This is a genomic window from Micromonospora humidisoli, from assembly GCF_016900955.1.
GTDB lineage: Bacteria > Actinomycetota > Actinomycetes > Mycobacteriales > Micromonosporaceae > Micromonospora > Micromonospora wenchangensis.
On the sequence record NZ_JAFEUO010000003.1, the window covers coordinates 298,311 to 321,520 of the forward strand.

Genomic DNA, 23,210 nt, shown 5'->3' on the forward strand with positions numbered 1-23,210 from the left:
TCAGGGGGTCAGGTCGACGGTGACGGTGACCCGGCCTCGGTCGTCGCGGCGGGCCACCGCGTGCCCGGCCCGGTCGACCCCGTCGAGGTTCAGCGAGATCGGGCCGCCCTCGCCCAGGAAGTTCCGCCACCACTGCTTGGCGTCGGGCATCGCGACCTGGATGACCACCGCGTCGCCGGTCTGCCGGTAGGCGACAGGCGTGCTGAACGTCCGCCCGGAACGGCGACCGGTGTAGGTGACCACGGCCAGGTGCCGCCGGAGGAACCGCCCCCAGCGTGGCGACGACCGCAGCGCCATGATCCGCGCGTTGAACGACCGCGCCAGTCCCGAAGGAAACGATCCGCGACCCATTCGGGCCCTCCATCGGTCGACATGAAAGCTTCACGCCGACCGTAACACTGCCCGGTCCCGCCGAACGTGAGTGCGGGCCGCGATTGCCGGCCGCCGCAGGAACCGGGGGGGAGTGATACCGGCGTACACCGGTATGCCTGTCAGTCATATCTATGCCTGTCAGGAATACCGGTCTCCAGGTGAGGCATGGGTCGCCGCCGCCACGCCCGGCGGGTGCGGCGGCTGCGCCAGCGGGAAGGGCAAGAGAGCGGTCACGGGTGAGCCGCGCGGGCAGGGTACGAACCCCGCCCGCGCGGCCCCGGACGGGACGGTCAGCAGCGACCGACCATCGTCTTCACGTCGTAGGTGGTGTTGACCCAGGTGTCGGCCACGTAGCCGGTCACGCCCGTCGCCGGGTTGGTGATCCGGTCCCAGGTGGACGACGGCCAGTAGCCGCCACTGACGTACTCGCCGAAGGTGTAGCAGGCGATCCGCACGGTGGTGCCGTAGGCGACGGAGCCGGCGATGCCGTAGGTGGTGCCCGGCCCGGTGCGGATGTTGAGCGACGGGTTGGCCAGGATCGTGCCCGTCACCGCCGGCGGGTCGCCGGTGCCACCCAGGCGGGCCACCGCCGCCTGCGCGGCAGACAGGTACGCGGCGTACGCCCCGTTGTTGTACGTCGACCAGGGCTGCCAGTTGCTGCCGCCGCTGGAGATGCTGTAGGCGGCGTTGGCGTTGCACTGGGCGTTGTAGGCGCAACTGTCGGTGACGGTGGGGTGGTAGCAGTTGTTGATCTGCCACAGCCCCCGGTCCAGCGAACCGTTCGAGCAACCGGCGGTGGGGCCGTTGCTGCCGACCGCCGACGGGTTGCAGGAGGACTCGGCCATCGCCACGGCCACGGCGGTGACCAGCGGGTTGTTGCGGAAGCCGGCGGCGTACGCCACCTGGGCGCACAGGTCGATACCGACCGCGTTGACGCCGACCCGGTTCGCCTTCGCGCCGATGGCGGGGCCACCGACACTGGCCGGCCTGGCCTGGTCGGCCGGGCGGGGGGCCGACGCGGCGTGGGCGGCCGGGCCGGTGGTGGCGGGTGCTGCGGTGGCGGGGGTGGGCATGACACCGACGCCGACGGCGGCGACCAGCGTCAGGCCGAGGGCCAGGCGCAGGGCACGCCGGGCCGCGCGGGTGGGAAGGGGGAGACGCATCAGGATCCTTTCAACGGACGACCGGGAGGGGAGCCGGGCAGGGTGGGGGCGTCAGCGCCCGGTCCACTCCGGGTCGGCGTAGGACCAGCCGAGGTACGGCGCACCCGGCCAGGTCTGCGAGACGCGGCGGACGGTGGCCGCCGAGGTGATGTAGTTGCCGTTGCCCTCGGAGAGCATCACGTGGCCGTAGTAGCCGTTGATCGACGCGGCGGCGTAGAAGACCAGCGCACCGGCCGGCGGGGTGCCCGTGGTGCGGATCATGCCGCGCGACAGCAGCGCGTTGTAGTGCACGATCGCCGAGGCGTAACCGCTGGCGGCCCGGCCGTAGGCGTGCCCGACGAAGTTGTCGCACCAACCGTCCCACTGGTGGTTGGAGTCACCCAGGTCCCCGTTGGTGTACGCCTGGCCGATGACCGACCGGGCCCAGGCCATCGCCCGGTCCTCGCGGGTGCCGGTGGGCGGCGGGGTGGTGGAGCACTCCGGCTCGTTGGGCAGGTACTGGTTGAACCCCGGCGTGTTGGTGTAGTAGTCGCTGATCCAGCCGCTGGCCGGGGAGCTGATCCGGTGCCAGACGGAGTTGCCGGAGATGTTGCGCCCGCGTACGGCGCACTCGGCGACGAACCCGGTGCCGTCGGCAAGGAGCGCCACCGAGCCGGCGTTGGCGTCGTAGGGGCTGGTGCGCACCATCAGGCCGGCGCCGCCCGTGCCGGCGACGCTGTAGCCGGAGATGCCGGCGAACGACGGTGCGGCCGTGCCCACCAGGACCATCGCCGTGACGCCGCAGGCGGCGAGGACCCGTATGACGAACCTCGGCAGTGCTCGGCGGGGTGTGCGGCCCGGGGGGTTCGAGCCGTTCGGCTGGTACACGCGGTTCTCCTGTCGAGAGGTCGGCGCCGCACCGGAAGTGGTGCGGCGTACCCGTCGGACGGTGGTCCGTGCGATGCGGTATCCCCGGGGCGAATGTCGATTTCGAGCCGAACGGATGCGTGTCAGGCCCGACACTCGCCGTGAGATCATATTCACCGGCACCTATCCGGCGGGTGGCTGCTCCGGGGTCGATCCTGTCGTGGCACCCGCCTGTAAAGCACTGGCTTGACGTGCGTTGACACCAGGGTTTACACGCAGGGGGAGGGTCCATGACGGGTCGAAGCGGACGAGTCGGCGAGCAGGTTGCCGGCGATGCCCGGCACCACGAATTCATCGCTGATCTCGCCCGGCTCCGGCGCGATGCCGGGCAACCGTCGCTGCGCAGGATGTCGGCGACCGCCCACTACTCACACACCGCGCTGGCGGGGGTGCTCTCCGGCACCCGCCTGCCGTCGCTGGAGCTGACCCTGGCCTTCGTCCGGGCCTGCGGCGGCGACGAGGCGGCCTGGCGGGACCGGTGGCACCGGGAGGCCGCACCGGACCAGGCCAGCGGACCGGCCCCCGGCGGACCGGCAGCCGAACCACCGCAACGGTCCACAGCGGAGGTCCTGCGGTCACCGGCCCGACGCCCACCGGTGCCCCGCTGGGCACTGGTCGCCGCAGCCGGGCTCACCGTGCTCGTCGCCGGCTCGGTCGTACCGATGATCGCCGACCGGGAAACCCGGACGAACCGTCCGGCGGACCGGGCGGTCGACGCCTCCGGCCCGGCACCCGACGCCGCCGCACCCACCGCCGGCACGCCGGCCGCCGACGGGGCGGACCCGCAGGAGGAACGCTGCCAGGTCGACGCGGTCAGCGCGGAAACCGTCCCGGTGCCCGACCCCGACCCGACGCAGCCCTCCTACGGCAACCTGACCCTGCGCTACTCCCCGCGCTGCCAGGCGGCCTGGCCACTGTTCGTCTCCACCGAGCGGGTGCCGACCGGGGCGACCATCCGGCTGGCGGCCACCCGCCCCGCCGACGGCGCATCCAGCCGGTTCGACTATCCGTTCATGATCAAAAGTCAGGTGTACAGCGTGTTCGGCAACGTGCTGCGGACCACGAAGGGCTGCGTGTCGGTCACCGTCGACATCACCGCGGCCGACAACAGCAGCGTCCTGGCCAGCGCGCGTACCCCCTGCGTGCAGCTCGGGGCCCGGACATGACACTGCCCCCCGCGCCGGTGCGGAGGGCAGTGGTCGGCAGGTCGGTCAGACGTGCTGGGTCTCGGTCGTCGACGGGTGCAGCTCGGCGGTGGTCCCGGTGACGAAACGGCCGGTGCTCGCGCTGCGGTGGACCTCCTGGTCCCCGCCGCCGCCCACCTGCTCAGTGGTCGTGTGCCGGGGGTCCCGCTCGGTGGTGCCCTCCGTGACGAAACGGCCGCTGCGGGCGCTGCGGTTGACCTCGTTCTCGTTGCCTGCCATGGGGTGACCTCCTCGGGCTACGTCAATGTCCCCATAGACTGCCCAGTCCGTACGGCCCGAAACACCGACGGCGGGGACCCGGTCCACCCGGGCCCCCGCCGTCGGTACGTCGTTACTGGCCGGCCGGCTTCAGGCAGAGCACCCGGTCCACCCCGCCGCCCTGCAACACCACATGCGGCTGGGTCGGGTCGGTGCACTTCTCCTTGGCGTCCACCTTGGAGACGACAGTGAAGGCACCCTGCTCGTCGCAGCTCGCCGCGCTCGCGCCGGTGCCGGACTGCTTGACGCAGGAACCGACGGCCGGGTTGAAGGAGGCCGGCTCGGCATCGTCCGAGCCAATCTTGCCGAGGAGCATCAGCAGGCCCAGCGGGACGGCCAGGATCAGCACCGCCACGATCAGCACCAGCGCCAACACCCGCCCGTTGCGTACCTTCGGGGTGGGCTGCTCGGCCTTCTGCTCCGGCTCAGCCTCCGGCTTGAACGCCTCGAACCGCCCCTGCTCCTGCTCCGGCTCACCCGGCCAACCGGTGGAACCGGACGGCTGGCCACCCGGCCCGAACTGCTGACCGCCCGGCCCGTACTGCTGACCGGCGGGCGGGAACGGTGAGGCGTACCCACCGTGGGCCGGGTCGTGCGCCGGGTGGCCGTACCCCGGCACCGGTGCCGCACCGGCCGGCGCGCCGCTGGTCGGGCCGGCACCGAACGGCTCGGCCGGCCGGTCCGTCGGCCCGTGCGGACGGGTGCCGTTCATCGGCCGGTTGCTGCCCGCCGGGTCGGCGAAGGCGGGGATGCCGCCGCCGAACGCGGGGGGCGCGGCCGGCGGGGCGGACGACGGTGCGTCACCGCCGAAGCCGTGTTGCCGCTCCGGCTCGTCGAACCGGGGACCGTCGAACCGGGTCCGGTCCTGGTCGTCGAAGCGTTGCCGCTCCGGCTCGTCGAAGCGGGGCTGCTCGGGGCCGTCGAACCGGGCACGGTCCTGGTCGGCGAACCGGGCGTCGTGGTGCTCGGGCCGGCGGGCGTCGGGCTCGTCGGCCTCCTCCGGCGGCTCCGGACGGGCCGGTCGGCCGTACACCCGGGGTTGCGGGACGACCGGGCCACCCGGATGTGCCCCCTGGTCGCTCGGGGGGGCGACCCGGCTGGCCGTCGGCACCGACGCGCTGGCCGAGGCGCGGCCGACCGCACCCGGCTCCCCGGCATCGGCCGTCGGTACCGGTGCGCGGCCGGCACCCTCGGACTCGGGCGAGAGCCGAGGCGCGGGCAGTGCCGGCCCGGCCGGCAACTGCGGCTGCTCCGGCGCGCCCCAACCGGCCGCCTCCCGGCCGTGCGGCTGCTGCTCGCCGGGGCCACCGAACGGGGCCGGCGGGACGTAGTCGGCCGGCGGCGCAGCGGCCAGGCTGGCCCCCGGAACGCGCTGCTCCTGCGGCGGGAGCGGGACCATGTTGGCCGGGGAGATGCCGGGAGCCGGCCCCGGCTGGTAGATCGGCTGGTCGTCGCCACGCCGGGGCTCCCAGCCGCCCTCGGCCGGCTGACCGGCGGGTTCGGCGCGACCCCACGCCTGCTCGGGTGCCCACGGCTCGCCCTCCGGCACGACCGGGCGTTCGGCACCGGCCCACGGCGGCTGCTGGTGGTCGTTACCGGCCCAGGCGGGCGGACCGTCCGGTGCGGACGAGCGCGCGGGCTGCTCCGGTGCCGCCCAGCCGGCCCCGGACTCCGGGCGCTCCGGCACCGGTACGGAGGCCGCACCCCGCTGCGCGGCCGGTGCCGGCCACTCCTGACCCGACGCCGGGTCGTCCTGACGCGACTGGTCGGCCCGGGCGGGCGCGCCGCCCGGCCAGCCGTCCGGGGTGGCCTGCTCGCGCTGACCCTCCCAGCGGGCGGTGGCAGGCTCGTCCGGTGCCCCCCACTGTGGCTGCCGGTCGCCCGGCGCGCCGTTCGGCCGGTCGGCGGACCGGCCGGAATCGTCCGGGCCGGGGCGGTTGGCGGCCCAGCCACCCGAGCGGGCCGGATCGTCCTCGGTGGACCAGCCCTCGGCTCCCGGGGTGGGGGCCGGCGACACGGGTGCGCCGGGGCGGCCGGCCTCCGGCTGCGGCCACGCCGCCGTCTGGTTCGTGGGCTCCGCCGGGGCCGGTACGGGCACCGAGGCGCGGCCGGCGGGGCGGGGCGCCTCGTCGGCGCGGGGCTGCCCGGCCGCCCATCCGCCGGAGGTGCCCGGGGCGTCCTGGGGGTTGGCCGGCCAGCCACCCCGGGCCGGATCCGCCCCGGCCCGGTCGTCGGCCGGCCAGCCGGCGGAACGGGTCGGCTCGTCCTGCTGCTGTGGAGTGGGGGCGGTGCCCCAGCCGTTGGCGCCCGGCGCGGTTTCCCGGGCCGGCGGGTCCTGACCGGACCAACCGGCGGGGGAGGTCGGCGCGGGGTCGGCCGGCGGGGACCAACCGCCGCCGGCCGGGTTGTCAGGCTGCGGGACGCGGGCGGCACCCCGGGCACCGGCCTCGGGTTGCGCCCAGGCGGGTGCGGGTTGCTCGGCCTGCGGCCAGCCGGGCTCGCGCGACGGCGTCCAGCCGGGCTGCGGCGCGGCGTCGGGCTTCCCGGCGGCCGGCGCGGTGGCCCAGGCCGGCTGCTCGGGCTGCCCGGCCCAGGCGGGCTGCGGCGGGCCGGCCGGCGGGTTCCACGCCTCGGTGGACGGTGCCGCGCCGGGCGGCGGGTTCCACGCCTCGGTCGGCTCGGACTGCTGCGGAACCTGTGCGCCGCCCCAGGCCGCCGGCTGATCGGGTGCCGACCAGGACGGACCGGGCGGGTTGGCCCGGCCGGTGGGGGGTGGTGGGGCCCAGCCGAGGTCGGGGGTGGCGGGGACGCCGTACCCCGGATCCTGCTGCGGTTGCCGGTCGCCGTACGGCGCCGGTCCACCGGAGCCCGGCGGCGCCTCGCCCGGCTCCTGGCCGGGACGGTGCTGGCCCTCGGACGTCATGGGTGCGCCTCCTCCATCACATGTCGGCCGCCGATGCCGTCCGTCCGGTCGGCCGTGTCGCCGGTGCCCGGCGGTTCGGCCGTGCGGTCTCCCCGCACGGTATCCGGTACGCGCGCGCGGCCCCCATGCAGCACCGGCCGTCACTCCGCGTCATCGGACGGTGTCGATCAGCTTCCCTTGGGCGCGATCGGTGTCCGGGTCGGCGGGTGGCGACCGGAACCACCGTACCGGGCGTCGTGGCGAGGTGGAATCCCGGTCTCAACGGGTTCGGAACGCCGATGACCCGCCCGGGGCCCGGGCGGGTCATCGATCTGGAGGAGGGAGAGGAAAGTAGGTGCCGGGTCAGCTCATGTGACGCTGGGCGATCGCGAGGATCTCCTCGCGGACCGCCGGCGAGTTGGCGGAGCGCAGCGCGTGCTCGATGGCACGGGCCCGACGGTTGGCGTCACGACGGGTGCGGATTCGCTCGATCATGCTCATGGTGGTCTCTCCTCCGGCTATTCGGTTGTCAGCCCCTTGATGACTCCATTCAACACCCATCGGGCGGCGATCGCCATCGATTATTAGGTGAGCTGCAACACGGGCCTAAGGATCGTAGGTCAAAGAGCGATCTGAGCCACTCTTTCTTCCCCCAACGGCAACGGCCGGTGTGCCGGGCGTTCACCCAGGGCACACCGGCCGTCGCCGGACGTCACAGGTCAGGTCCAGGCGAGCAACGCCGCCTCCGGGTCGGCGAGGAAGTCCCCGATGTCCCGCAGGAACTTCGACCCCAGCTCGCCGTCGATGATCCGGTGGTCGAAGGAGAGCCCCAGGGTGGTCACCTGACGCGGCCTGACCTTGCCCTTGTGGACCCACGGCAGCTCACGGACCGCGCCGAAGGCCAGGATCGCCGACTCGCCGGGCGGCAGGATCGGGGTGCCGGTGTCCACTCCGAACACCCCGACGTTGGTGATCGTCAGGGTGCCGCCGGACATGTCCGCCGGGGAGGTCTTCCCCGCCTTGGCCGTCTGCACCAGACCGGTCAGCGCATCCGCCAGCTCACGCAGCGTGAGCCGGCCCGCGTCCTTGATGTTCGGCACGATCAGGCCCCGCTCGGTGGCCGCCGCGATGCCCAGGTTGACGTACTCCTTGACGACGATCTCGTCGCCGGCCCAGGTCGAGTTGACCATCGGGTGCCGCCGGACCGCCAACAGCACCGCCTTGGCGACCAGCAGCAACGGCGAGACCCGCACGTCGCGCCAGTCCCGCCGTTCGCGCAGCCGGTCCAGCGCCTTCATCGTCCGGGTCACGTCCACGGTCAGGAACTCCGTGACGTGCGGGGCGGTGAACGCCGAACGGGACATGTTCTCGGCGGTGAGCTTGCGGACCCCCTTGACCGGGATGCGCTGCTCGCGGTCCGCGCCGAAGCTCGCGGCCGAGGTGGCCGGCGAGGTCACCGTCAGCGGCTCGGCCACCACGGTGCTCGCCACCACCGCCCGCTGGACGTCCTCCCGGGTGATCGACCCCAGCGGCCCCGACCCCACCAGCGCACCCAGATCGACCCCGAGATCCTTGGCGAGCTTGCGTACCGGCGGCTTCGCCAGCACCGGACCACCCGTGCTCGGTCGATCATGGACTCGTGGTGCCGGATTTGTGGCTACAGGGGCGCTTTTGCCCCCCACCACAACTCCATGATCGGCGGGAGCGGGAGCGGGGGCGGGGGCGGGGGCGGGGGGGCGGCGGGGGCGGCGTTTGGCGGGGGTGGTGCGGGGGCCGTAGCCGACGAGGACGGCGGTGCGGCCGCTCGGGGTTACGCCGCCGATCAGGCCGGGTTCGACCATGCCCTCGGGCGGGGCTATCTGGACTGCGGCCAGGGAGGCGGGCGAGGGGGTGGGCAGGTCCGAGCCGGCGGCGGAGGTCGTCGACTCCGGCACCGGGCCGGCGCCGGGGTCGGTGTCGATCGCGATGATCGGGGTGCCGACCTCGACGGTGCTGCCCTCCGGGTGGAAGATCGAGCGCACCTCACCGGCCCACTTCGCCGGGATCTCCACGGCCGCCTTGGCTGTCTCCACCTCGACGATCGGCTGGTTCAGCTCGATGACGTCACCCACCTTGACCAGCCAGGCGAGGATCTCGCCCTCGGTCAGGCCCTCGCCCAGGTCGGGCAGGTTGAACTCCTTGATCCGGGACATCGCGCTCACCAGCCGAAGGTGCGGTCGACGGCGTCGAGCACCCGGTCGAGGTCGGGCAGGTACTCCTCCTCCACCCGGCTGGCCGGGTAGGGGGTGTCGAAGCCGGTGACCCGCAGCACCGGGGACTCCAGGGAGTAGAAGCACTCCTCGGTGATCCGCGCTGCGATCTCCGAGCCCAGCCCCAGGTTGCCCGGGGCTTCGTGGACGACCACGCACCGGCCGGTGCGCCGCACCGACTCGTAGACGGCGGTCAGGTCCAGCGGGGAGAGCGTACGCAGGTCGACGACCTCCAGCTCCCGGCCGTCCTCGGCGGCGGCGGTCGCCGCGTCCAGCGCGGTGCGCACCATCGGGCCGTACGCCAACACTGTCGCATCGGTGCCCGGCCGCACCACCCGGGCGGCGTGCAACGGGTACGCCCCGGACAGCGGGGCGTCCAGGTCGACCGGACCCTTCTCCCAGTAGCGGCGCTTGGGCTCCAGGAAGACGATCGGGTCGTCCGAGGCGATGGCCTGCTGGATCATCACGTACGCGTCCTGCGGGTTGGCGCAGGTCACCACCTTCAGCCCGGCGGTGTGCGCGAAGTACGCCTCCGGCGACTCGGAGTGGTGCTCCACCGCACCGATGCCGCCGCCGTAGGGGATCCGGATCACCATCGGGATGGTGACCTTGCCCTGCGAGCGGTAGTGCATCTTGGCCACCTGCGACACGATCTGGTCGTACGCCGGGTAGACGAAGCCGTCGAACTGGATCTCGCAGATCGGCCGGAAACCCCGGATGGCCAGGCCGACGGCGGTGCCGATGATGCCGGACTCGGCCAGCGGGGTGTCGATCACCCGCTGGTCGCCGAAGTCCTTCTGCAACCCGTCGGTGATCCGGAAGACGCCGCCGAGCTTGCCGACGTCCTCGCCCATGATGACGACCTTCGGGTCGTTCTCCAGGGCCCGGCGCAGGCCGGTGTTGAGGGCCTTGCCGAGGGTGAGCGTCTCCGTGGCCATCAGTGCGCGCTCCCCTCGAACGACTCCGAGTACCTGCTGAACTGGTCCCGCTGGGCGTCCAACTCGGGCGAGCCGTGCGGGTAGACGTGGTCGAACATGCTGACCGGCTGCGGGTCGGGCATGTTCAGCACCCGTTCGCGCAGGTGCACGGCCTCGGTGCGGGCCTGCTCGTCGACCTCGGCGAAGAAGTCGGCGTCGGCGATCTGCTGCCTGTCGAGGAACGCCTTCATCCGGGCGATCGGGTCCTTGGCCTGCCAGGCCTCGACCTCGCTGGCGATCCGGTAACGGGTCGGGTCGTCGGAGGTGGTGTGCGCGCCCATCCGGTAGGTGTACGCCTCGATCAGGCTGGGCCCCTGGCCGAGCCGGGCGTTGTCCAGCGCGTGCCGGGTCACCGCGTACGAGGCGAGCACGTCGTTGCCGTCGACCCGGACGCCGGGGAAGCCGAAACCGCCGGCCCGCCGGTAGAGCGGGACCCGGGTCTGGCGTTCCAGCGGCTCGGAGATGGCGTACTGGTTGTTCTGGCAGAAGAAGACCAGGGGGGCGTTGAAGACGCTGGCCCAGACGAACGCCTCGTTGACGTCGCCCTGGCTGGTCGCGCCGTCGCCGAAGTAGGCGATCACCGCCTCGCCGTCCTCGGTGCCGGTCCTGCCGTCCATGTGGACGCCCATCGCGTACCCGGTCGCGTGCAGGGTCTGCGCCCCGATGACGATCGTGTACATGTTGAACTTGAACTCGTTCGGGTCCCAGCCGCCCTGGTCGACGCCGCGGAACAGGCCGAGCGGCATGATCGGGTCGATGCCCCGGCAGTAGAGGACGCCGTGCTCCCGGTAGGTCGGGAAGGCCATGTCCTGGCTGCGCAGCGCCCGCCCGGAGCCGACCTGGGCCGCCTCCTGGCCGAGCAGCGAGGCCCACAGGCCCAGCTCGCCCTGCCGCTGCAACGCGGTCGCCTCGGCGTCGAGCTTGCGGACCAGCACCAGGTCGCGGTAGAGGCCGCGGTACTCCTCGTCGGTGAAGTCGACGCGGTACTCGGTGCCGTCCGGGCCGGTCGCGCTCTCGATCCGCTCGCCGGCCGGGGTGAGCAGCTGTACGAGTTCCGGCTCGCCGGTCGTGGCCCGCCGGGACCGGGGTGCGGCTCGCCGGCCGCGGCTGGAGACCGCAGGGTCGCCCTTTGCCATCCGTCTCTCCCTGTCGTGTCTGTGCCCGAGCCGGGGGGTCACCCGTCCGCGCACAACGTGCGCCGGCCCGGCTGTTGCCGGACTGGTTCCTGGCGGTCGTGCCTAGCCCCGGTGGGGGTTGCCGCACGACCTGAGCCGGATCCATGGGTCGAACCCGGTTCGGGAGCGTCGGCCACCAGCCACGCCTGCCACGGGTACGCGGAGGGCGGCTGCGTTGCCGTCGTGCCTGAATGATTGCAGAGGAGGTGAGCGGCCCCACAGTATGGCCCTCCCGCTGGTGGCGACATGTCCGCTTGGTGACCCGTGGACTTTTTTGTCGTCGCCCGGTCAAGCGGTCGCGGTGTGCCGGTCGGGTGACGGACTTTTTGTGTGTCGACACGCTGTGGTGCCTGGTGAACTGGGCGTCACTGGGTCAAGCTGACCGGTATCGGTGGGCGTTTGGCGAATAATGTCCGTTCTGATCCGTGCTGCCCACCGGCGAACACGTCCAGGTCGACGAGGGAGTGTGCGGTGTCCCAGCCAGGTGACGGTCCTCCGGTCCCCCTCCTCGGGCGGCACCGGGCCGGCGGCGGCAGCTACCGGCGGATGATCGGCGTCCACCGGGCCCCGGGCCTGGGCGGGCCGCACCGGGGCTACCTGTTCACCGTCGCCCTGCTCGCCGGGGCCGCCTCCATGCCGGTCCTCGCCGCGATCAGCGCCGGCTCCGCCACCGTGGGCAGCACCGCGCTGCCGGACGGCGGCACCCCGTTCCTGCCCACCCCGTCGGTCGGGCCGGTCGTCGTCCCGGTGCCCGCCACCGGCCAGCCGGCCCTGCCGCCGACCGTCCCGACCAGCGCGCCCCCGCCACCCACGCCGGCCCCCACCCCGGGTGACGACGGCACCGGCGTCACCCGCCGTCCCGCGCCGCCCCCGGCGGCCCCCGCCGCGACCCCCCGTCCCGTCCCCCGGACGCACGCGCCGGCCACCCCGGTCCACCCCGCTCCCACCCCCTCGCCGAGCGCCGAACCGAGCCCGAGCGCCGAACCGAGCGTCGAGCCGACGGCCACCTTCTCCGAACCGCCACCGGACCCGTCGCCGACCTCGGCCCCCTCCGACACCCCCACGCCGGTACCCACGCCCGAGCCGACCCCCGGCCCGACGTCGACCCTGGAACCCGACCCGACGCCGGGGCCCACGGTCGGACCGTGCCCCACCGTCACGGTCACCGTGGTCCCCACCCCGCGCCCCCGGCCCACCGTGACGGCCGTCCCGACCCGCGCCCCCCGTCCCGTCCGGCCGCCGGACGAGGTGCGCCGCGTGCCGCGCGTCGGAGCGCCACCCGTGGGTGCGTCGACCCCGGCCGCCCGCCCGCCGGCCACCCCGGCCCCCACGCCGCAGACGCCCGCGGTACCCGCGCCGACCAGCCACGACGGCACCGACCCGGACGGTACGGTGACGAACGACGCCGGCTGAACCGCCCACGGTGCGGACGCCGACGGCCGGCCACCCCCCGGCGCGACGGACCGGTCGGCACGACATGCGGGGGCGGAACGCTGAGTACGCGCGACGAGGGCGGGGACCGGCCGGCGGGCGACCCCGGACCCTCCCCGGCCCGCGACGTCCCGTCCTCCGGCGATCCGGTTCCCGTCGGGCCGGTGGGGGCGGCTACCCGGGTGGCCCGGTGGGTGACCGAGGTGACCGCGCCGGCCGTGCTGGTCACCGGGCTGACCGTGGTGATCGGCTGGCACGGCGCGGGTGGCGTACGAGGGCTGGCCTGGGGGCTGCTGGCCACGGTCTTCGCCGCCGTCATCCCGTTCGCGTACGTCCTCAGCGGGGTGCGGCGGGGCCGGTTCACCGACCACCACATCGGTCGGCGTGAGCAGCGCCGGGTGCCGCTGCTGTTCGGCCTGGTGTCGGCCGCCGCCGGGCTGGCCCTGCTCGCGGCGCTCGGTGCGCCGCGCCCGGTGCTGGCGCTGGTCGCCACCGGGGTGGTCGGTCTGGTGGTGGCGGTGTCGGTCAGCCACTGGTGGAAGATGTCGATCCACTCGGCGGTGGCCGCCGGCACGCTGGTGGTGCTGGTGCTCACCTTCGGCCCCCGGCTGCTGCCGGCCGTTCCGCTGCTCGGCCTGGTCGGCTGGTCCCGGGTCCGGCTGCGCGACCACACCGTCGCGCAGGTCGTGGCCGGCGGGCTGGTGGGTGCCCTGGTGGCCGGGCTGGTCTTCGCGGCGCTGTCCTGAGCCGCTGTCGGCCCGGCCGGTGTGCGGGGGTCGTCAGGGCTCGGGACGGAGCATGGGCGGGTGGAGCCGGGTCGCCGGCCCCCGGCGGAACAGTTGGGCGGGTCGCCCCCGTTCGCCCTCGGTGGCCCGGCCGACGGGGCTGACGAAGCCGGGGGTGCCGGTGACCTTGCGGTGGAAGTTGCGCGGGTCCAGCCGGGTTCCCCAGACCGTCTCGTAGACCGCCCTCAGTTGGGCCACGGTGAACTCGGGCGGGCAGAAGGCGCTGGCCAGCGGGGTGTACTCCAGTTTCGCGCGGGCCCGTTCCAGGCCGTCGGCGACGATCAGGTCGTGGTCGAAGGCGAGCTGACCGGGGGTGATCCGGGTGACCGGCACCCACTCGGCCGAGGCGGCGTCCGAGCCGGCCACCGGGGTGGGCAGGTCGGGCAGCAGCGCCAGCCAGGCCACGGTGACCACCCGTCCGCGCGGGTCGCGGCCGGGTCGGCCGTACGTGCCGAGCTGTTCCAGGTGGCCGACCGGCTCCGGTAGTCCGGTCTCCTCGGTCAGCTCCCGGGCGGCGGCGTCGGGCAGGTCCTCGTCGACGTGGACGAAGCCGCCCGGCAGTGCCCACCGGTCCCGGTCCGGCGGGACGCCCCGGCGGACGAGCAGCAGGTGCAACGCGTCGGCGCGCACGGTGAGCACCACCAGGTCCACCGTCACGGCGAAGGGCGGGTAGTCGGTCATCGTTTTATCACCACCTTGACGATAACTTAGCAGAGCGGTTATCGTCGTAGCGACGAAAAAGGGGAGGGTGAAGCCATGGCCGACGTGACGCGACGACTCTTCCTGCGCCACCTGCGCGGGACACCTACCAACTGGGTACGGCTGCACGTCGCCGGCCGGGTCCGGCGGGAGGGGACCGGCCAGTCGTTCTGGTACCGGCCGCTGACCGCCGTGCTGAGCGAGGTGCCGGTGGACGACCGGGAACTGCCGCTGCTCTTCCACGCCCGTACCGGTGACTTCGCCGACATCACCGTCCAGGCCACCGTGACCTACCGGGTGGCCGACCCGGCGCTCGCCGCCGCCCGGCTCGACTTCTCGGTCGACCCGCGCACCGGCCGGGCCCGCTCCCGCCCCCTCGACCAGGTGGCCACGCTGCTGGCCGAGCTGGCCCAGCAACCCGCCCTCGACCTGCTCGCCCGGGTGCCGCTGGCCGAGGCGCTGACCACCGTGGCGCCCGTACGGGAGGCGGTCTCCGCCGCGCTCGGCACCGAGCCCCGGCTCGCCGACATCGGCGTCGCCGTGGTCAGCGCCCGGGTCGTCGCCGTCCGGCCCGAACCGGAACTGGAACGCGCCCTGCAGACCCCCACCCGGGAGGCCGTGCAGGTGCAGGCCGACCGGGCCACGTACGCGCGCCGGGCCCAGGCCGTCGAGCAGGAACGCGGCATCGCCGAGAACGAACTCCAGAACAAGATCGAACTGGCCCGTCGGGAGCAGCAACTCGTCGAGCAGCACGGGGCGAACGCCCGCCGCCGGGCCGAACTCGACGCCGCCGCCGAGCTGGCCGGTGCCCACGGCAAGGCGGAACGGGAACAGGTCGCCAACACCGCCGCCGCCGAGCGGGCCCGGGTGCTCGCCACCGCCGAGGCGGAGAAGGAACGCCTGCTCGCCGCCGGTGCCGCCGACAAGGAACGGACGCTCGCCCTGGCCAAGGCCGAGACGGTACGCGCCGTCGGCGCCGCCGAGGCGGAGGCGGAGGCGGCGAAGCTGGCCACGTACGCCGAACTGCCGCCGGCCGTCCTGCAGGCCCTCACCGTCCGGGAACTCGCCGGTCAGCTCCCCCCGATCGGCCAGCTCACGGTCACCCCTGACCTGCTCGCCGACCTGCTCGGCCGGCTCACCGGCCCGACCGGAACGCTCACCGGCCCGACCGGGACGCTCACCGGCCCGACCGGGGCGGTCGACCGGTGAGCGCCACCCTGGCCCCCCGGGTGGTGGTCGTCCGCCGCCCCAGCGAGCTGGACGAACTGCTCGCCCGGCACGGCACCCGGGCGGCGGCCCAGTGGTACCTGCGCGCCCGGGGGCGGGACCTGGCCGAGGTGGTGGACCGGCACGAGGCACTCCAGGCGGCGCTGACCGCCGTCGGGGCCGCCGTCCCCGCCGACTGGCGACGCGGCACGGTGAACCGGGACGACCTGCCCCGGTTCCTGTTCGGGCCGGAGGACATCGTCGTCGCCGTCGGGCCGGACGGACTGGTCGCCAACGTGGCGAAGTACCTCGACGGGCAACCCGTCCTCGGCGTCGACCCGGAGCCGGGCCGCAACGCCGGGGTGCTGGTCCGGTGCACCGGCGACCAGGTGGCCGCCCTGCTGCCGGCGGTGGTGGCCGGAACCGCGCCGCTGCGGCACCGGGCCATGGTCCGGGCCACCCTCGACGACGGTCAGGAACTGGTCGGCCTCAACGAGGTGTACGTCGGGCACCCCTCCCACCAGTCGGCCCGCTACCTGCTCGACGTGACCTCCGACGGCCGACCCCGCCGGGAACGGCAGTCGTCCTCCGGGGTGGTCGTCGGCACCGGCACCGGGGCCACCGGCTGGTGCGCCTCGATCGCCCGGGGCCGACCGGCCGCCGTCGTGCTCCCCGCTCCGCAGGAGCCGGCGCTGTGCTGGTTCGTCCGGGAGGCGTGGCCGTCCCCGGTCACCGGGGCCGACCTGGTCGCCGGCCGCCTCGACGGCACCGGCACGCTGGAGCTGACCGCCGAGTCCGACGGCCTGGTGGCCTTCGCCGACGGCCTGGAGACCGACCGGTTGACGTTGCGCTGGGGCCAGCGCATCCGCCTCGACGTCGCCCCGGGCCGGCTGGCCCTGGTCGAGCCCTGACCGGCGGTCCGGCCGGTCAGGGGGTGTCGTCGCCGAGGCGCTGCCGGTTGGCCTCGATCCAGGCGTCCAACGCGACCGGGTCGTCCGGGTCGACGCCGTCGGCCATCAACTGGGCCACCGCCGCCGTCGCCGGGCTGCGCCGCTCACCAGTCGAATAGAGCCTGGCGAACTCCGGCACCAGTTCCTCGATCGCCTCGTCGGTCTGGGTGACGGCCCGCTCGGGCAGCCCGCGTCGCCGGGCCGCGAACGCCGTCCAGGCGCGCAGCACCCGGGGCAGCAGCGCCGCGTCGTCCATGTCCAGCACCGCCCGCCGGTGCACCCAGTCGAGCAGGAACAGCCCGGCCACCGCCGGGCTCCAGCGCAGCGGGTCGGCGTCCGGGAAACTCGCCGCGTGGTCGAAGAGCAGGCCGAGGCAGAAGTGCAGCGAGGCCAGCTCGGCGTCGCCGTCGAGGGTGTTCAGGCCGTACCGGGCCGCCTCGGGGGCGGCGAGGAAGGCCCGGACCAGCTCGGTACGTTCGTCGCTGGAGAGCGGTTCGGCGGGCCAGCCGGTGGTGTCGACGCCCGCCTGCGGCAACACCGCCAACCGCGCCCCGACCAGCGCCCGGTCGGTGGCGAGTGAACCCTCGGCCGGCAGGTCGCCGAGGTCGTCGGTGATCTCCAGGTGACGGCCCACCTCACCGCGCATCCGGGCCGGGTCCTCCTCCCGGAACCAGGTCAGGTCGTCGTCGGCGCACATCTGCCGAACCTGCGCGAGGATGCGTTCGGCCGGTCCGCCGACGAAGACGTCCTTGGTGATGCCGATGTTGTGGTCGACCAGCGCGACCAGGGCGTGCTCCGGGCCACCCGACTCGTCGTCGTAGGCGAAGGTGGCCAGGTAGGAGGTCTGGTCGCCGTACACGTCGCCGTAGGACCAGGTGCCGGTGAGGTGGACCCGGCCGAGCTGGCCGGCCCAGGCCGGCGCCTGCGCGCCGGGGCGGACCTTCGCCGCGCCCTCGGCGGTCGGGACCAGCGCGGCGAAGACCTGCCGGATGGTGGTGGCGGCGGCCGTGCGGCGGCGGGAGGTGGCGGCGAGGAAACCGGAGACGAATTCCCGGACCGCCGTTTCCCGGTCGGTCTCGGCGATCGCGTAGACGCTGCCCAGCAGCGCCGTGCCGAGCATCTCGGCGTCGAGCGCGCAGTCCAGCCTGGTCACGTCGCGGGCGGCGGACAGCACCGCGTCGTAGGGGGTCTGTGGCGTGGCCATGGCACGACCCTACGCCGCCGCGCCGCCCCGGACACCCGTGCCGACGTCCACGTTCACCGGCCGGGGCCCGGGCGTCCGTCGATGGACGCCGGGCCTTCCCCGCCGGGATTCAGCCGGCGGCGTCCTGCCAGGCACGGCGGGCCAGGGCGTACCTGTCGACGAGGTCCCGCACGGGGGTGAGGACGTACTCCGCGCCGACCCGGGCGACCTCCTCGGTGAGCCGCCCCTCGGCCCGTTGGCGGGCCCGCCGGGCCGCCCACCGGATCACCGGCCCGGTCACCGCCGCCACCAGCAGACCGGCGAGCAACCCGCCGAGCAGCAGCACGGTGGGCAGTGGCGTCTCGCCCACCCGGGGGTAGTCCAGCGCCGGCAGCCCGAGGGCGCGTAGCGCGTACCCGAGCACCAGCCAACCCAGCCCGACCACGGCGGCGAGGGTGACCAGCCACTGGACGCCGCCCACCAGCCGCCACCACAGCGGCCGGCGTTCCATGCCCAGGTCGGTGCCGGCGACCGCCGCGTCCAGCGCGTCCGGCAGGTCGGCCAGGCGGGACCGGGCGGCGGCGGTCACCGCGGCCGGCCAGGGGGCGGGCAGGCCATCGCCGGAACGGTCGCCGACCGCGCGGATGGCCAGCCCGAGGGCGGACTGCTGGGCGGCCGTCGGTTCGGGCACCGAGGTCGCCGCGAGCGGGGCCGGCACCGGCTGCTGCGGGTCGGCCGCCGGACCGGGCAGGTGCAGCCGGCGCAGCGGGTCGGGGCGCAGCCGCCGCCAGCCGCGGACCAGCGGCCAGCCCGTCGCGGCACCGGCCCGCTGCCGGTACGCCCCCTCGACCGCGCCCGTCACGGTGGGCACCCCGGCCGCGTCGGCCAGCGCCCGGTCCAGGGTGCGGATCGTCGCCGCGTCCGGGGTGTGCCCGGGGGCCTCGACGGCGACCAGTTCCCCCAGCGCGGCCGTCACCGTGTCGGCGTCACCCCAGAGCCGGCGCAGCGCGGCCTGCCGGTCCGACACGGCCCGTTCCAACGCCTCCCGCAGCCCGGTCATCCCGTTCGGCTCGACCGCCGTGGTGGCCAGCAGCGGCACCCCGTCGAGCCCGTCGACGTCGAGCAGCCGACGCAGGTCGGCCAGCACCCGGGGCAGCTCGGCCGGGGGCAGCCGGTCGGCCTGGTTGAGCACCACCACCGTCACGTCCCGGTGCCTGTGGAACTCGCGCAGGTAGCTGGTGTGGATCACCCGGTCGGCGTACTTCTGCGGGTCGACCACCCAGACCACCAGGTCGACCAGGCCGAGCAGGCGGTCCACCTCCAGCCGGTGGGACCGCTGCACCGAGTCGAAGTCGGGCAGGTCGAGCAGGATCAACCCGTGCAGGGCGGACTCGTCGTCGCCGTCGAGCGCGCTCTCCCGGACGAACCGGTGCCGGGGCAGGACGCCGACCCAGTCGAGCAGCCGGGTGCCGCCGTCCAGTGGCCCCCACACGCAGGCGTGCGCGACGCCGGTGGTGGGCCGGCGCACCCCGACCGGGGAGAGCTCCAACTGGGCCAGGGCGTTGAACAGGCTGGACTTGCCGCTGCCGGTGGCCCCGGCCAGCGCGACCACGGTGTGGTCCCGGGACAGCGACAACCGGGTGCCGGCCCGCTCGACCAGGGTGTGCGCGCCGACCAGCCGGGTGTCGGGCACCTCGCCGTCGACCGCGTCGAGGAAGCGGCGCACCGCGTCGAGCCGGGCCACCAGGGCGTCGGCGTCGACACGCTGGTCACCCCGGAGCGCCTCGCGCATCCGGCCGACGATGTTGGTCACCGGATGCCGTCCTCGGGGGTCGGGGTCGGGGTCGGTAGCGCCGGGCCGGCCTGGTCGGCGAGCCCGCTGCGGTGCCGGGCCACCTCGACCCGGGCGGCGGCCCGGCGCAGGCCGGCGGCGGCCTCCGGGCCGGGCCGGGCGGCGTCGGTGCGGGCCAGGTAGCGGGCCGCCTCCTCGTCGAGCAGCGCGCGGACCCGCTCCAGCAGGTCGCCGCGGGCCTTCGCGGCGAGGGTACGCACCGCCTGGTCGCCGAAGATCGCCTGGAGCACGGCCTGCGCGGCGACGGTGGTGCCCGCCCCGGTGGCCACCTCCAGACCGGTGGGGATGAACGCGGTGGAGGCGAAGACGGCGATCATCACGGCCAGCCCGGTGGCGTTGACCGCGTACGCGGCCGTACGGGCCACGAACCGCCTGTCGCCGCCCTCGTCGCGGACCAGCTCCAGCACGGCCCGCTGCCAGTCCCGGACCAGCCGTTCGGCCCGTTCGGGCAGGTCGGTCGCGGCGTGCGCCAGCGGCGGTTCGAGCAGTGCGGCCCCGGCCGGGTGCGCCTTCCAGGCGGTGTACGTGTGCTCCGCCGCCTCGGCGGCGACCCCGCGTAGCAGGGTGACCAGTTGCGACTCGATGGCGTTGCGCAGGTCGGTGGCGGGCGTGGCGGGCCGGCCGGTGACTGCGGCGACGAGCCGGTCGCGCAGCCGGCCGATCCGTGCCTCCAGCGTCCGGAAGAACTCCCCGGTGCCGACGAACTCCTGCCAGCGGGCGAGCACCTCGCCGCGCAGCAGCCGGCCGTCCTTCAGCCCCTCGCTCACGGTGCGGTGCGCGCCCTGGTAGGCGGCCCGGACCCGGTCGTCCAGCGCGTCAGCGGCGGCCACCTGCTCGTCGGCGGCGTCGGCGAGGGCCTCGACCGTGGGGTGCAGCGAGGCGAGCGCGCCGTCCAGGGTCTGCCGGACCACGGCGGCGCGGGCCTCGGCGTCGGCGGCGAGCCGGGCGAACCAGCCACCCAGCGGCGCGGTCACCCGGTCGGGCAGCAGGCCCTGGCCGTCGACCCAGGTCTCGGGCAGGACGAACAGCGGCGCCGCGCCCAGTTCCTGGGCGGCGAGCATCTCGGACAGGTGGGCGGCGATCTCGTCGGCGGCCTCGGGGGGCACCCGGTCGAGCACCATGGCGATCGAGGCCCCCCGGGAGCGGGCGGAGCGCAGCAGCTCCCACGGGACGGCGTCGGCGTACCGGGCGGCGGTGGTGACGAAGAGCCAGAGGTCGGCGGCGGCGAGCAACTGGCCGGCGAGGGCGCGGTTGGCGTCGACCACCGAGTCGATGTCGGGGGCGTCGAGGAAGGCCAGCCCCGGTGCGAGCGCGGGGGCGGTGACCAGGTGCAGGGTGCCCGGGTCCTCGCTGGGCTCGTTGGTGCGGGTCAGGCCGGGCAGCAGGTCGCCCTGACGGAACCAGGCGGCGTCGGCGGGGTTGCAGACCAGCACCGGGGAACGGGTGGTGGGGCGCAGCACCCCGGCGGCGCTCACCCGGGCCTGGACCAGGCTGTTGACCAGTGTGGACTTGCCCGCGCCGGTGGAGCCGCCGACGACCACGAGCAGCGGGGCGTCGAGCCGGGCCAGCCGGGGCAGCAGGTAGTCGTCGAGCTGGTCGGTCAGCGCCCGGCCGGTGTGCCGTGCCGGCTCGGCCGAGGGCAGCGCCAGCGGGAACCGGGCCGCGCCGATCGCGGCCCGCAGGCCGGTGAGGGCGGCGGGCAGGCCGTCCCCGGTGGGGCCGGGCGGCGTCTCGTCGGTCTCCGACGACCCGGTGCGGGCGGCGACGGTGGGCGCGCCGGACCGGGTGGCGGGATCGCCGTGCGTCGTCACCGCTAAAGCGTGCCCGACCGATGCAACAGAGACAACCGGAGGGTAGTAACGGTCAGGTTGCGTCGGGTCGGCTCAACTCGACTTGCGCTTTGGCGATCGCGTGGCACTATTGAGTCAAGTTCACTCAACTTGTGGTGCGGTCGCTGCGGGCGGCCCACCGGGCAGGCCCTCTGACCTGCCCACCCGTTACGAAGCGAGGAAGCGAAGATGGCACGTGCGGTCGGTATCGACCTCGGCACGACGAACTCCTGCGTCAGCGTTCTGGAGGGCGGTGAGCCCACCGTCATCGCCAACGCTGAGGGCTCGCGGACGACCCCGTCGATCGTCGCGTTCGCCCGCAACGGCGAGGTGCTCGTCGGTGAGGTCGCCAAGCGCCAGGCGGTGACCAACCCGGACCGGACCATCCGCTCGGTCAAGCGGGAGATCGGCACCAACTGGACCGTCGACATCGACGGCAAGAAGTACACCCCGCAGGAGATCTCGGCGCGCACGCTGATGAAGCTCAAGCGGGACGCCGAGGCCTACCTGGGTGAGCAGATCACCGACGCGGTGATCACCGTGCCCGCCTACTTCAACGACGGCCAGCGCCAGGCCACCAAGGAGGCCGGCGAGATCGCCGGCTTCAACGTGCTGCGGATCGTCAACGAGCCGACCGCGGCGGCCCTGGCGTACGGGCTGGACAAGGGCTCCAAGGAGCAGACCGTCCTGGTCTTCGACCTCGGTGGCGGCACCTTCGACGTATCCCTGCTGGAGCTGGCCGAGGGCGTCGTCGAGGTCAAGTCGACCAGCGGTGACAACCAGCTCGGCGGCGACGACTGGGACCAGCGCATCATCGACCACCTGGTGAAGACGTTCCGGGGCGAGCACGGCATCGACCTGGGCCAGGACAAGATGGCGCTCCAGCGGCTCCGCGAGGCGGCCGAGAAGGCCAAGATCGAGCTGTCGGCGGCCACCACCACCAACATCAACCTGCCGTACATCACCGCCGGTTCGGCCGGCCCGCTGCACCTGGACGTGACGCTCAGCCGCGCCGAGTTCCAGCGGATGACGCAGGACCTGCTGGACCGCTGCAAGGGCCCGTTCGAGCAGGCCGTGAAGGACGCCGGCATCAAGGTCGCCGACGTCGACCACGTGATCCTGGTCGGCGGCTCCACCCGGATGCCGGCCGTGACCGACCTGGTCAAGCAGCTCACCGGCCGCGACCCGAACAAGGGCGTCAACCCGGACGAGGTCGTCGCCGTCGGCGCGGCCCTGCAGGCCGGTGTGCTCAAGGGCGAGGTCAAGGACGTCCTGCTGCTCGACGTGACCCCGCTGAGCCTGGGCATCGAGACCAAGGGCGGCATCTTCACCAAGCTCATCGAGCGCAACACCACCATCCCGACCAAGCGCTCCGAGGTCTTCACCACGGCCGACGACAACCAGCCGTCGGTGCTGATCCAGGTGTTCCAGGGCGAGCGGGAGATCGCGGCGTACAACAAGAAGCTCGGCACCTTCGAGCTGACCGGCCTCCCGCCGGCGCCGCGCGGCGTGCCGCAGGTCGAGGTCACCTTCGACATCGACGCCAACGGCATCGTCAACGTGCACGCCAAGGACCTGGGCACCGGCAAGGAACAGAAGATGACGATCACCGGCGGCTCCTCGCTGCCGAAGGACGACATCGAGCGGATGCGCCGCGACGCCGAGGAGCACGCCGACGACGACAAGCGTCGCCGGGAGGAGGCCGAGGCCCGCAACGTGGCCGAGGCGCTCCAGTGGCAGACCGAGAAGTTCCTCGCCGAGAGCGGCGACAAGCTGCCCACGGAGAACCGGGAGCAGCTGAACGAGGCCCTGGGTGAGCTGCGTGGCGCGCTCGGCGGCCAGGACATCGACAAGATCAAGGCGGCCCACGAGAAGCTCGCCCAGGTCTCCCAGCAGGCTGGTTCGCTGCTCTACGCGCAGCAGGCCGAGCAGGCTGAGCAGCCGGGCGCGGCCGGTGCGGGTGCCGGTGCCGCCGGTGCCGCCGGTGCACCGAAGGCGGGCGGCCCGGACGACGTGGTCGACGCGGAGATCGTGGACGAGGACAAGAAGTGACGGTCCACGCCACCGC

At 74.3% G+C, this 23,210-nt stretch carries 19 protein-coding genes; 6 read left to right on the plus strand and 13 right to left on the minus strand.

Going from position 1 to position 23,210, the window contains the following annotated elements; genetic code table 11:
* The 3 genes from JQN84_RS12050 to JQN84_RS12060 form a co-directional block, all read right to left on the minus strand.
* The gene (locus JQN84_RS12050; protein ID WP_088647753.1) at positions 1–351 is read right to left on the minus strand and encodes a nitroreductase/quinone reductase family protein; all 351 of its coding nucleotides are present in this window, start codon (positions 349–351) and stop codon (positions 1–3) included.
* Positions 352–662: 311 nt separating this feature from the next.
* On the minus strand, positions 663–1,535 hold the full coding sequence (locus tag JQN84_RS12055) for a transglycosylase SLT domain-containing protein (protein WP_204958459.1): 873 nt from the start codon (positions 1,533–1,535) through the stop codon (positions 663–665).
* 51 nt (positions 1,536–1,586) lie between these two features.
* Positions 1,587–2,303: a hypothetical protein gene (locus tag JQN84_RS12060; RefSeq protein WP_204958460.1), complete on the minus strand. Its 717-nt coding sequence runs from the start codon at positions 2,301–2,303 to the stop codon at positions 1,587–1,589.
* A 368-nt stretch (positions 2,304–2,671) separates the two neighbouring features.
* Here JQN84_RS12060 and JQN84_RS12065 point away from each other — a divergent pair, with 368 nt between their 5' ends.
* Positions 2,672–3,607, plus strand: coding sequence for a DUF2690 domain-containing protein (locus JQN84_RS12065; RefSeq protein ID WP_204958461.1), 936 nt, complete (start codon positions 2,672–2,674; stop codon positions 3,605–3,607).
* A 45-nt stretch (positions 3,608–3,652) separates the two neighbouring features.
* Here the strand turns inward: JQN84_RS12065 and JQN84_RS12070 are convergent, their stop codons facing one another.
* The 6 genes from JQN84_RS12070 to pdhA all read right to left on the minus strand — a co-directional run bounded on the left by JQN84_RS12070 (position 3,653) and on the right by pdhA (position 11,168).
* Positions 3,653–3,865 (minus strand): hypothetical protein, encoded by a 213-nt coding sequence (locus JQN84_RS12070; RefSeq protein ID WP_204958462.1) that lies wholly within the window; start codon positions 3,863–3,865, stop codon positions 3,653–3,655.
* Positions 3,866–3,977: 112 nt separating this feature from the next.
* A complete protein-coding gene (locus JQN84_RS12075; RefSeq protein WP_204958463.1) occupies positions 3,978–6,827 on the minus strand; it encodes a hypothetical protein in 2,850 nt (949 codons plus the stop codon).
* Positions 6,828–7,169: 342 nt separating this feature from the next.
* Positions 7,170–7,307 (minus strand): hypothetical protein, encoded by a 138-nt coding sequence (locus JQN84_RS12080; RefSeq protein WP_168222356.1) that lies wholly within the window; start codon positions 7,305–7,307, stop codon positions 7,170–7,172.
* Positions 7,308–7,525: 218 nt separating this feature from the next.
* The gene (locus tag JQN84_RS12085) at positions 7,526–8,998 is read right to left on the minus strand and encodes a dihydrolipoamide acetyltransferase family protein (RefSeq protein WP_204958940.1); all 1,473 of its coding nucleotides are present in this window, start codon (positions 8,996–8,998) and stop codon (positions 7,526–7,528) included.
* 5 nt (positions 8,999–9,003) lie between these two features.
* A complete protein-coding gene (locus tag JQN84_RS12090) occupies positions 9,004–9,993 on the minus strand; it encodes an alpha-ketoacid dehydrogenase subunit beta (protein WP_204958464.1) in 990 nt (329 codons plus the stop codon).
* Complete coding sequence (pdhA, locus tag JQN84_RS12095; RefSeq protein WP_204958465.1) at positions 9,993–11,168, minus strand: pyruvate dehydrogenase (acetyl-transferring) E1 component subunit alpha; 1,176 nt, start codon at positions 11,166–11,168, stop codon at positions 9,993–9,995. Before pdhA ends, JQN84_RS12090 begins: the two co-directional genes overlap by 1 nt.
* Positions 11,169–11,678: 510 nt before the next feature.
* Between pdhA and JQN84_RS12100 the strand changes: the two genes are divergently transcribed.
* Positions 11,679–12,620, plus strand: a complete 942-nt coding sequence (locus JQN84_RS12100; protein ID WP_204958466.1) for a hypothetical protein — start codon at positions 11,679–11,681, stop codon at positions 12,618–12,620.
* 182 nt (positions 12,621–12,802) lie between these two features.
* Positions 12,803–13,384, plus strand: a complete 582-nt coding sequence (locus JQN84_RS12105) for a phosphatase PAP2 family protein (protein WP_088641900.1) — start codon at positions 12,803–12,805, stop codon at positions 13,382–13,384.
* Positions 13,385–13,417: 33 nt separating this feature from the next.
* Here the strand turns inward: JQN84_RS12105 and JQN84_RS12110 are convergent, their stop codons facing one another.
* Positions 13,418–14,104, minus strand: coding sequence for an NUDIX hydrolase (locus JQN84_RS12110; protein ID WP_204958467.1), 687 nt, complete (start codon positions 14,102–14,104; stop codon positions 13,418–13,420).
* 75 nt (positions 14,105–14,179) lie between these two features.
* Here JQN84_RS12110 and JQN84_RS12115 point away from each other — a divergent pair, with 75 nt between their 5' ends.
* Together JQN84_RS12115 and JQN84_RS12120 are read left to right on the plus strand one after the other, a co-directional pair.
* Complete coding sequence (locus JQN84_RS12115) at positions 14,180–15,331, plus strand: SPFH domain-containing protein (RefSeq protein WP_204958468.1); 1,152 nt, start codon at positions 14,180–14,182, stop codon at positions 15,329–15,331.
* Entirely contained in the window at positions 15,328–16,239 is a 912-nt protein-coding gene (locus JQN84_RS12120) for a diacylglycerol kinase catalytic domain-containing protein (protein WP_204958469.1), read from the plus strand. The genes JQN84_RS12115 and JQN84_RS12120 overlap by 4 nt, the downstream gene beginning before the upstream one ends.
* Positions 16,240–16,255: 16 nt before the next feature.
* Here JQN84_RS12120 and JQN84_RS12125 read toward each other — a convergent pair whose 3' ends face one another.
* From JQN84_RS12125 to JQN84_RS12135, 3 genes are all read right to left on the minus strand, one after another.
* A complete protein-coding gene (locus JQN84_RS12125; protein ID WP_204958470.1) occupies positions 16,256–17,482 on the minus strand; it encodes a hypothetical protein in 1,227 nt (408 codons plus the stop codon).
* Between the two features lie 109 nt (positions 17,483–17,591).
* A complete protein-coding gene (locus JQN84_RS12130; RefSeq protein WP_204958941.1) occupies positions 17,592–19,253 on the minus strand; it encodes a GTPase in 1,662 nt (553 codons plus the stop codon).
* A gap of 17 nt (positions 19,254–19,270) precedes the next feature.
* Positions 19,271–21,124: a GTPase domain-containing protein gene (locus JQN84_RS12135; protein ID WP_204958471.1), complete on the minus strand. Its 1,854-nt coding sequence runs from the start codon at positions 21,122–21,124 to the stop codon at positions 19,271–19,273.
* A 207-nt stretch (positions 21,125–21,331) separates the two neighbouring features.
* Here JQN84_RS12135 and dnaK point away from each other — a divergent pair, with 207 nt between their 5' ends.
* Positions 21,332–23,194, plus strand: coding sequence for a molecular chaperone DnaK (gene dnaK, locus JQN84_RS12140; RefSeq protein WP_204958472.1), 1,863 nt, complete (start codon positions 21,332–21,334; stop codon positions 23,192–23,194).
* Positions 23,195–23,210: the final 16 nt, after the last annotated feature.

Excerpts from the sequence above, each read along its gene's own strand:
- JQN84_RS12050 (WP_088647753.1), bottom strand. The coding sequence starts at position 351 with ATGGGTCGCGGATCGTTTCCTTCGGGACTGGCGCGGTCGTTCAACGCG.
- JQN84_RS12055 (WP_204958459.1), bottom strand. The coding sequence starts at position 1,535 with ATGCGTCTCCCCCTTCCCACCCGCGCGGCCCGGCGTGCCCTGCGCCTG.
- JQN84_RS12060 (WP_204958460.1), bottom strand. The coding sequence starts at position 2,303 with ATGGTCCTGGTGGGCACGGCCGCACCGTCGTTCGCCGGCATCTCCGGC.
- JQN84_RS12065 (WP_204958461.1), top strand. The coding sequence starts at position 2,672 with ATGACGGGTCGAAGCGGACGAGTCGGCGAGCAGGTTGCCGGCGATGCC.
- JQN84_RS12070 (WP_204958462.1), bottom strand. The coding sequence starts at position 3,865 with ATGGCAGGCAACGAGAACGAGGTCAACCGCAGCGCCCGCAGCGGCCGT.
- JQN84_RS12075 (WP_204958463.1), bottom strand. The coding sequence starts at position 6,827 with ATGACGTCCGAGGGCCAGCACCGTCCCGGCCAGGAGCCGGGCGAGGCG.
- JQN84_RS12080 (WP_168222356.1), bottom strand. The coding sequence starts at position 7,307 with ATGAGCATGATCGAGCGAATCCGCACCCGTCGTGACGCCAACCGTCGG.
- JQN84_RS12085 (WP_204958940.1), bottom strand. The coding sequence starts at position 8,998 with ATGTCCCGGATCAAGGAGTTCAACCTGCCCGACCTGGGCGAGGGCCTG.
- JQN84_RS12090 (WP_204958464.1), bottom strand. The coding sequence starts at position 9,993 with ATGGCCACGGAGACGCTCACCCTCGGCAAGGCCCTCAACACCGGCCTG.
- pdhA (WP_204958465.1), bottom strand. The coding sequence starts at position 11,168 with ATGGCAAAGGGCGACCCTGCGGTCTCCAGCCGCGGCCGGCGAGCCGCA.
- JQN84_RS12110 (WP_204958467.1), bottom strand. The coding sequence starts at position 14,104 with ATGACCGACTACCCGCCCTTCGCCGTGACGGTGGACCTGGTGGTGCTC.
- JQN84_RS12115 (WP_204958468.1), top strand. The coding sequence starts at position 14,180 with ATGGCCGACGTGACGCGACGACTCTTCCTGCGCCACCTGCGCGGGACA.
- JQN84_RS12125 (WP_204958470.1), bottom strand. The coding sequence starts at position 17,482 with ATGGCCACGCCACAGACCCCCTACGACGCGGTGCTGTCCGCCGCCCGC.
- JQN84_RS12130 (WP_204958941.1), bottom strand. The coding sequence starts at position 19,253 with ATGCGCGAGGCGCTCCGGGGTGACCAGCGTGTCGACGCCGACGCCCTG.
- dnaK (WP_204958472.1), top strand. The coding sequence starts at position 21,332 with ATGGCACGTGCGGTCGGTATCGACCTCGGCACGACGAACTCCTGCGTC.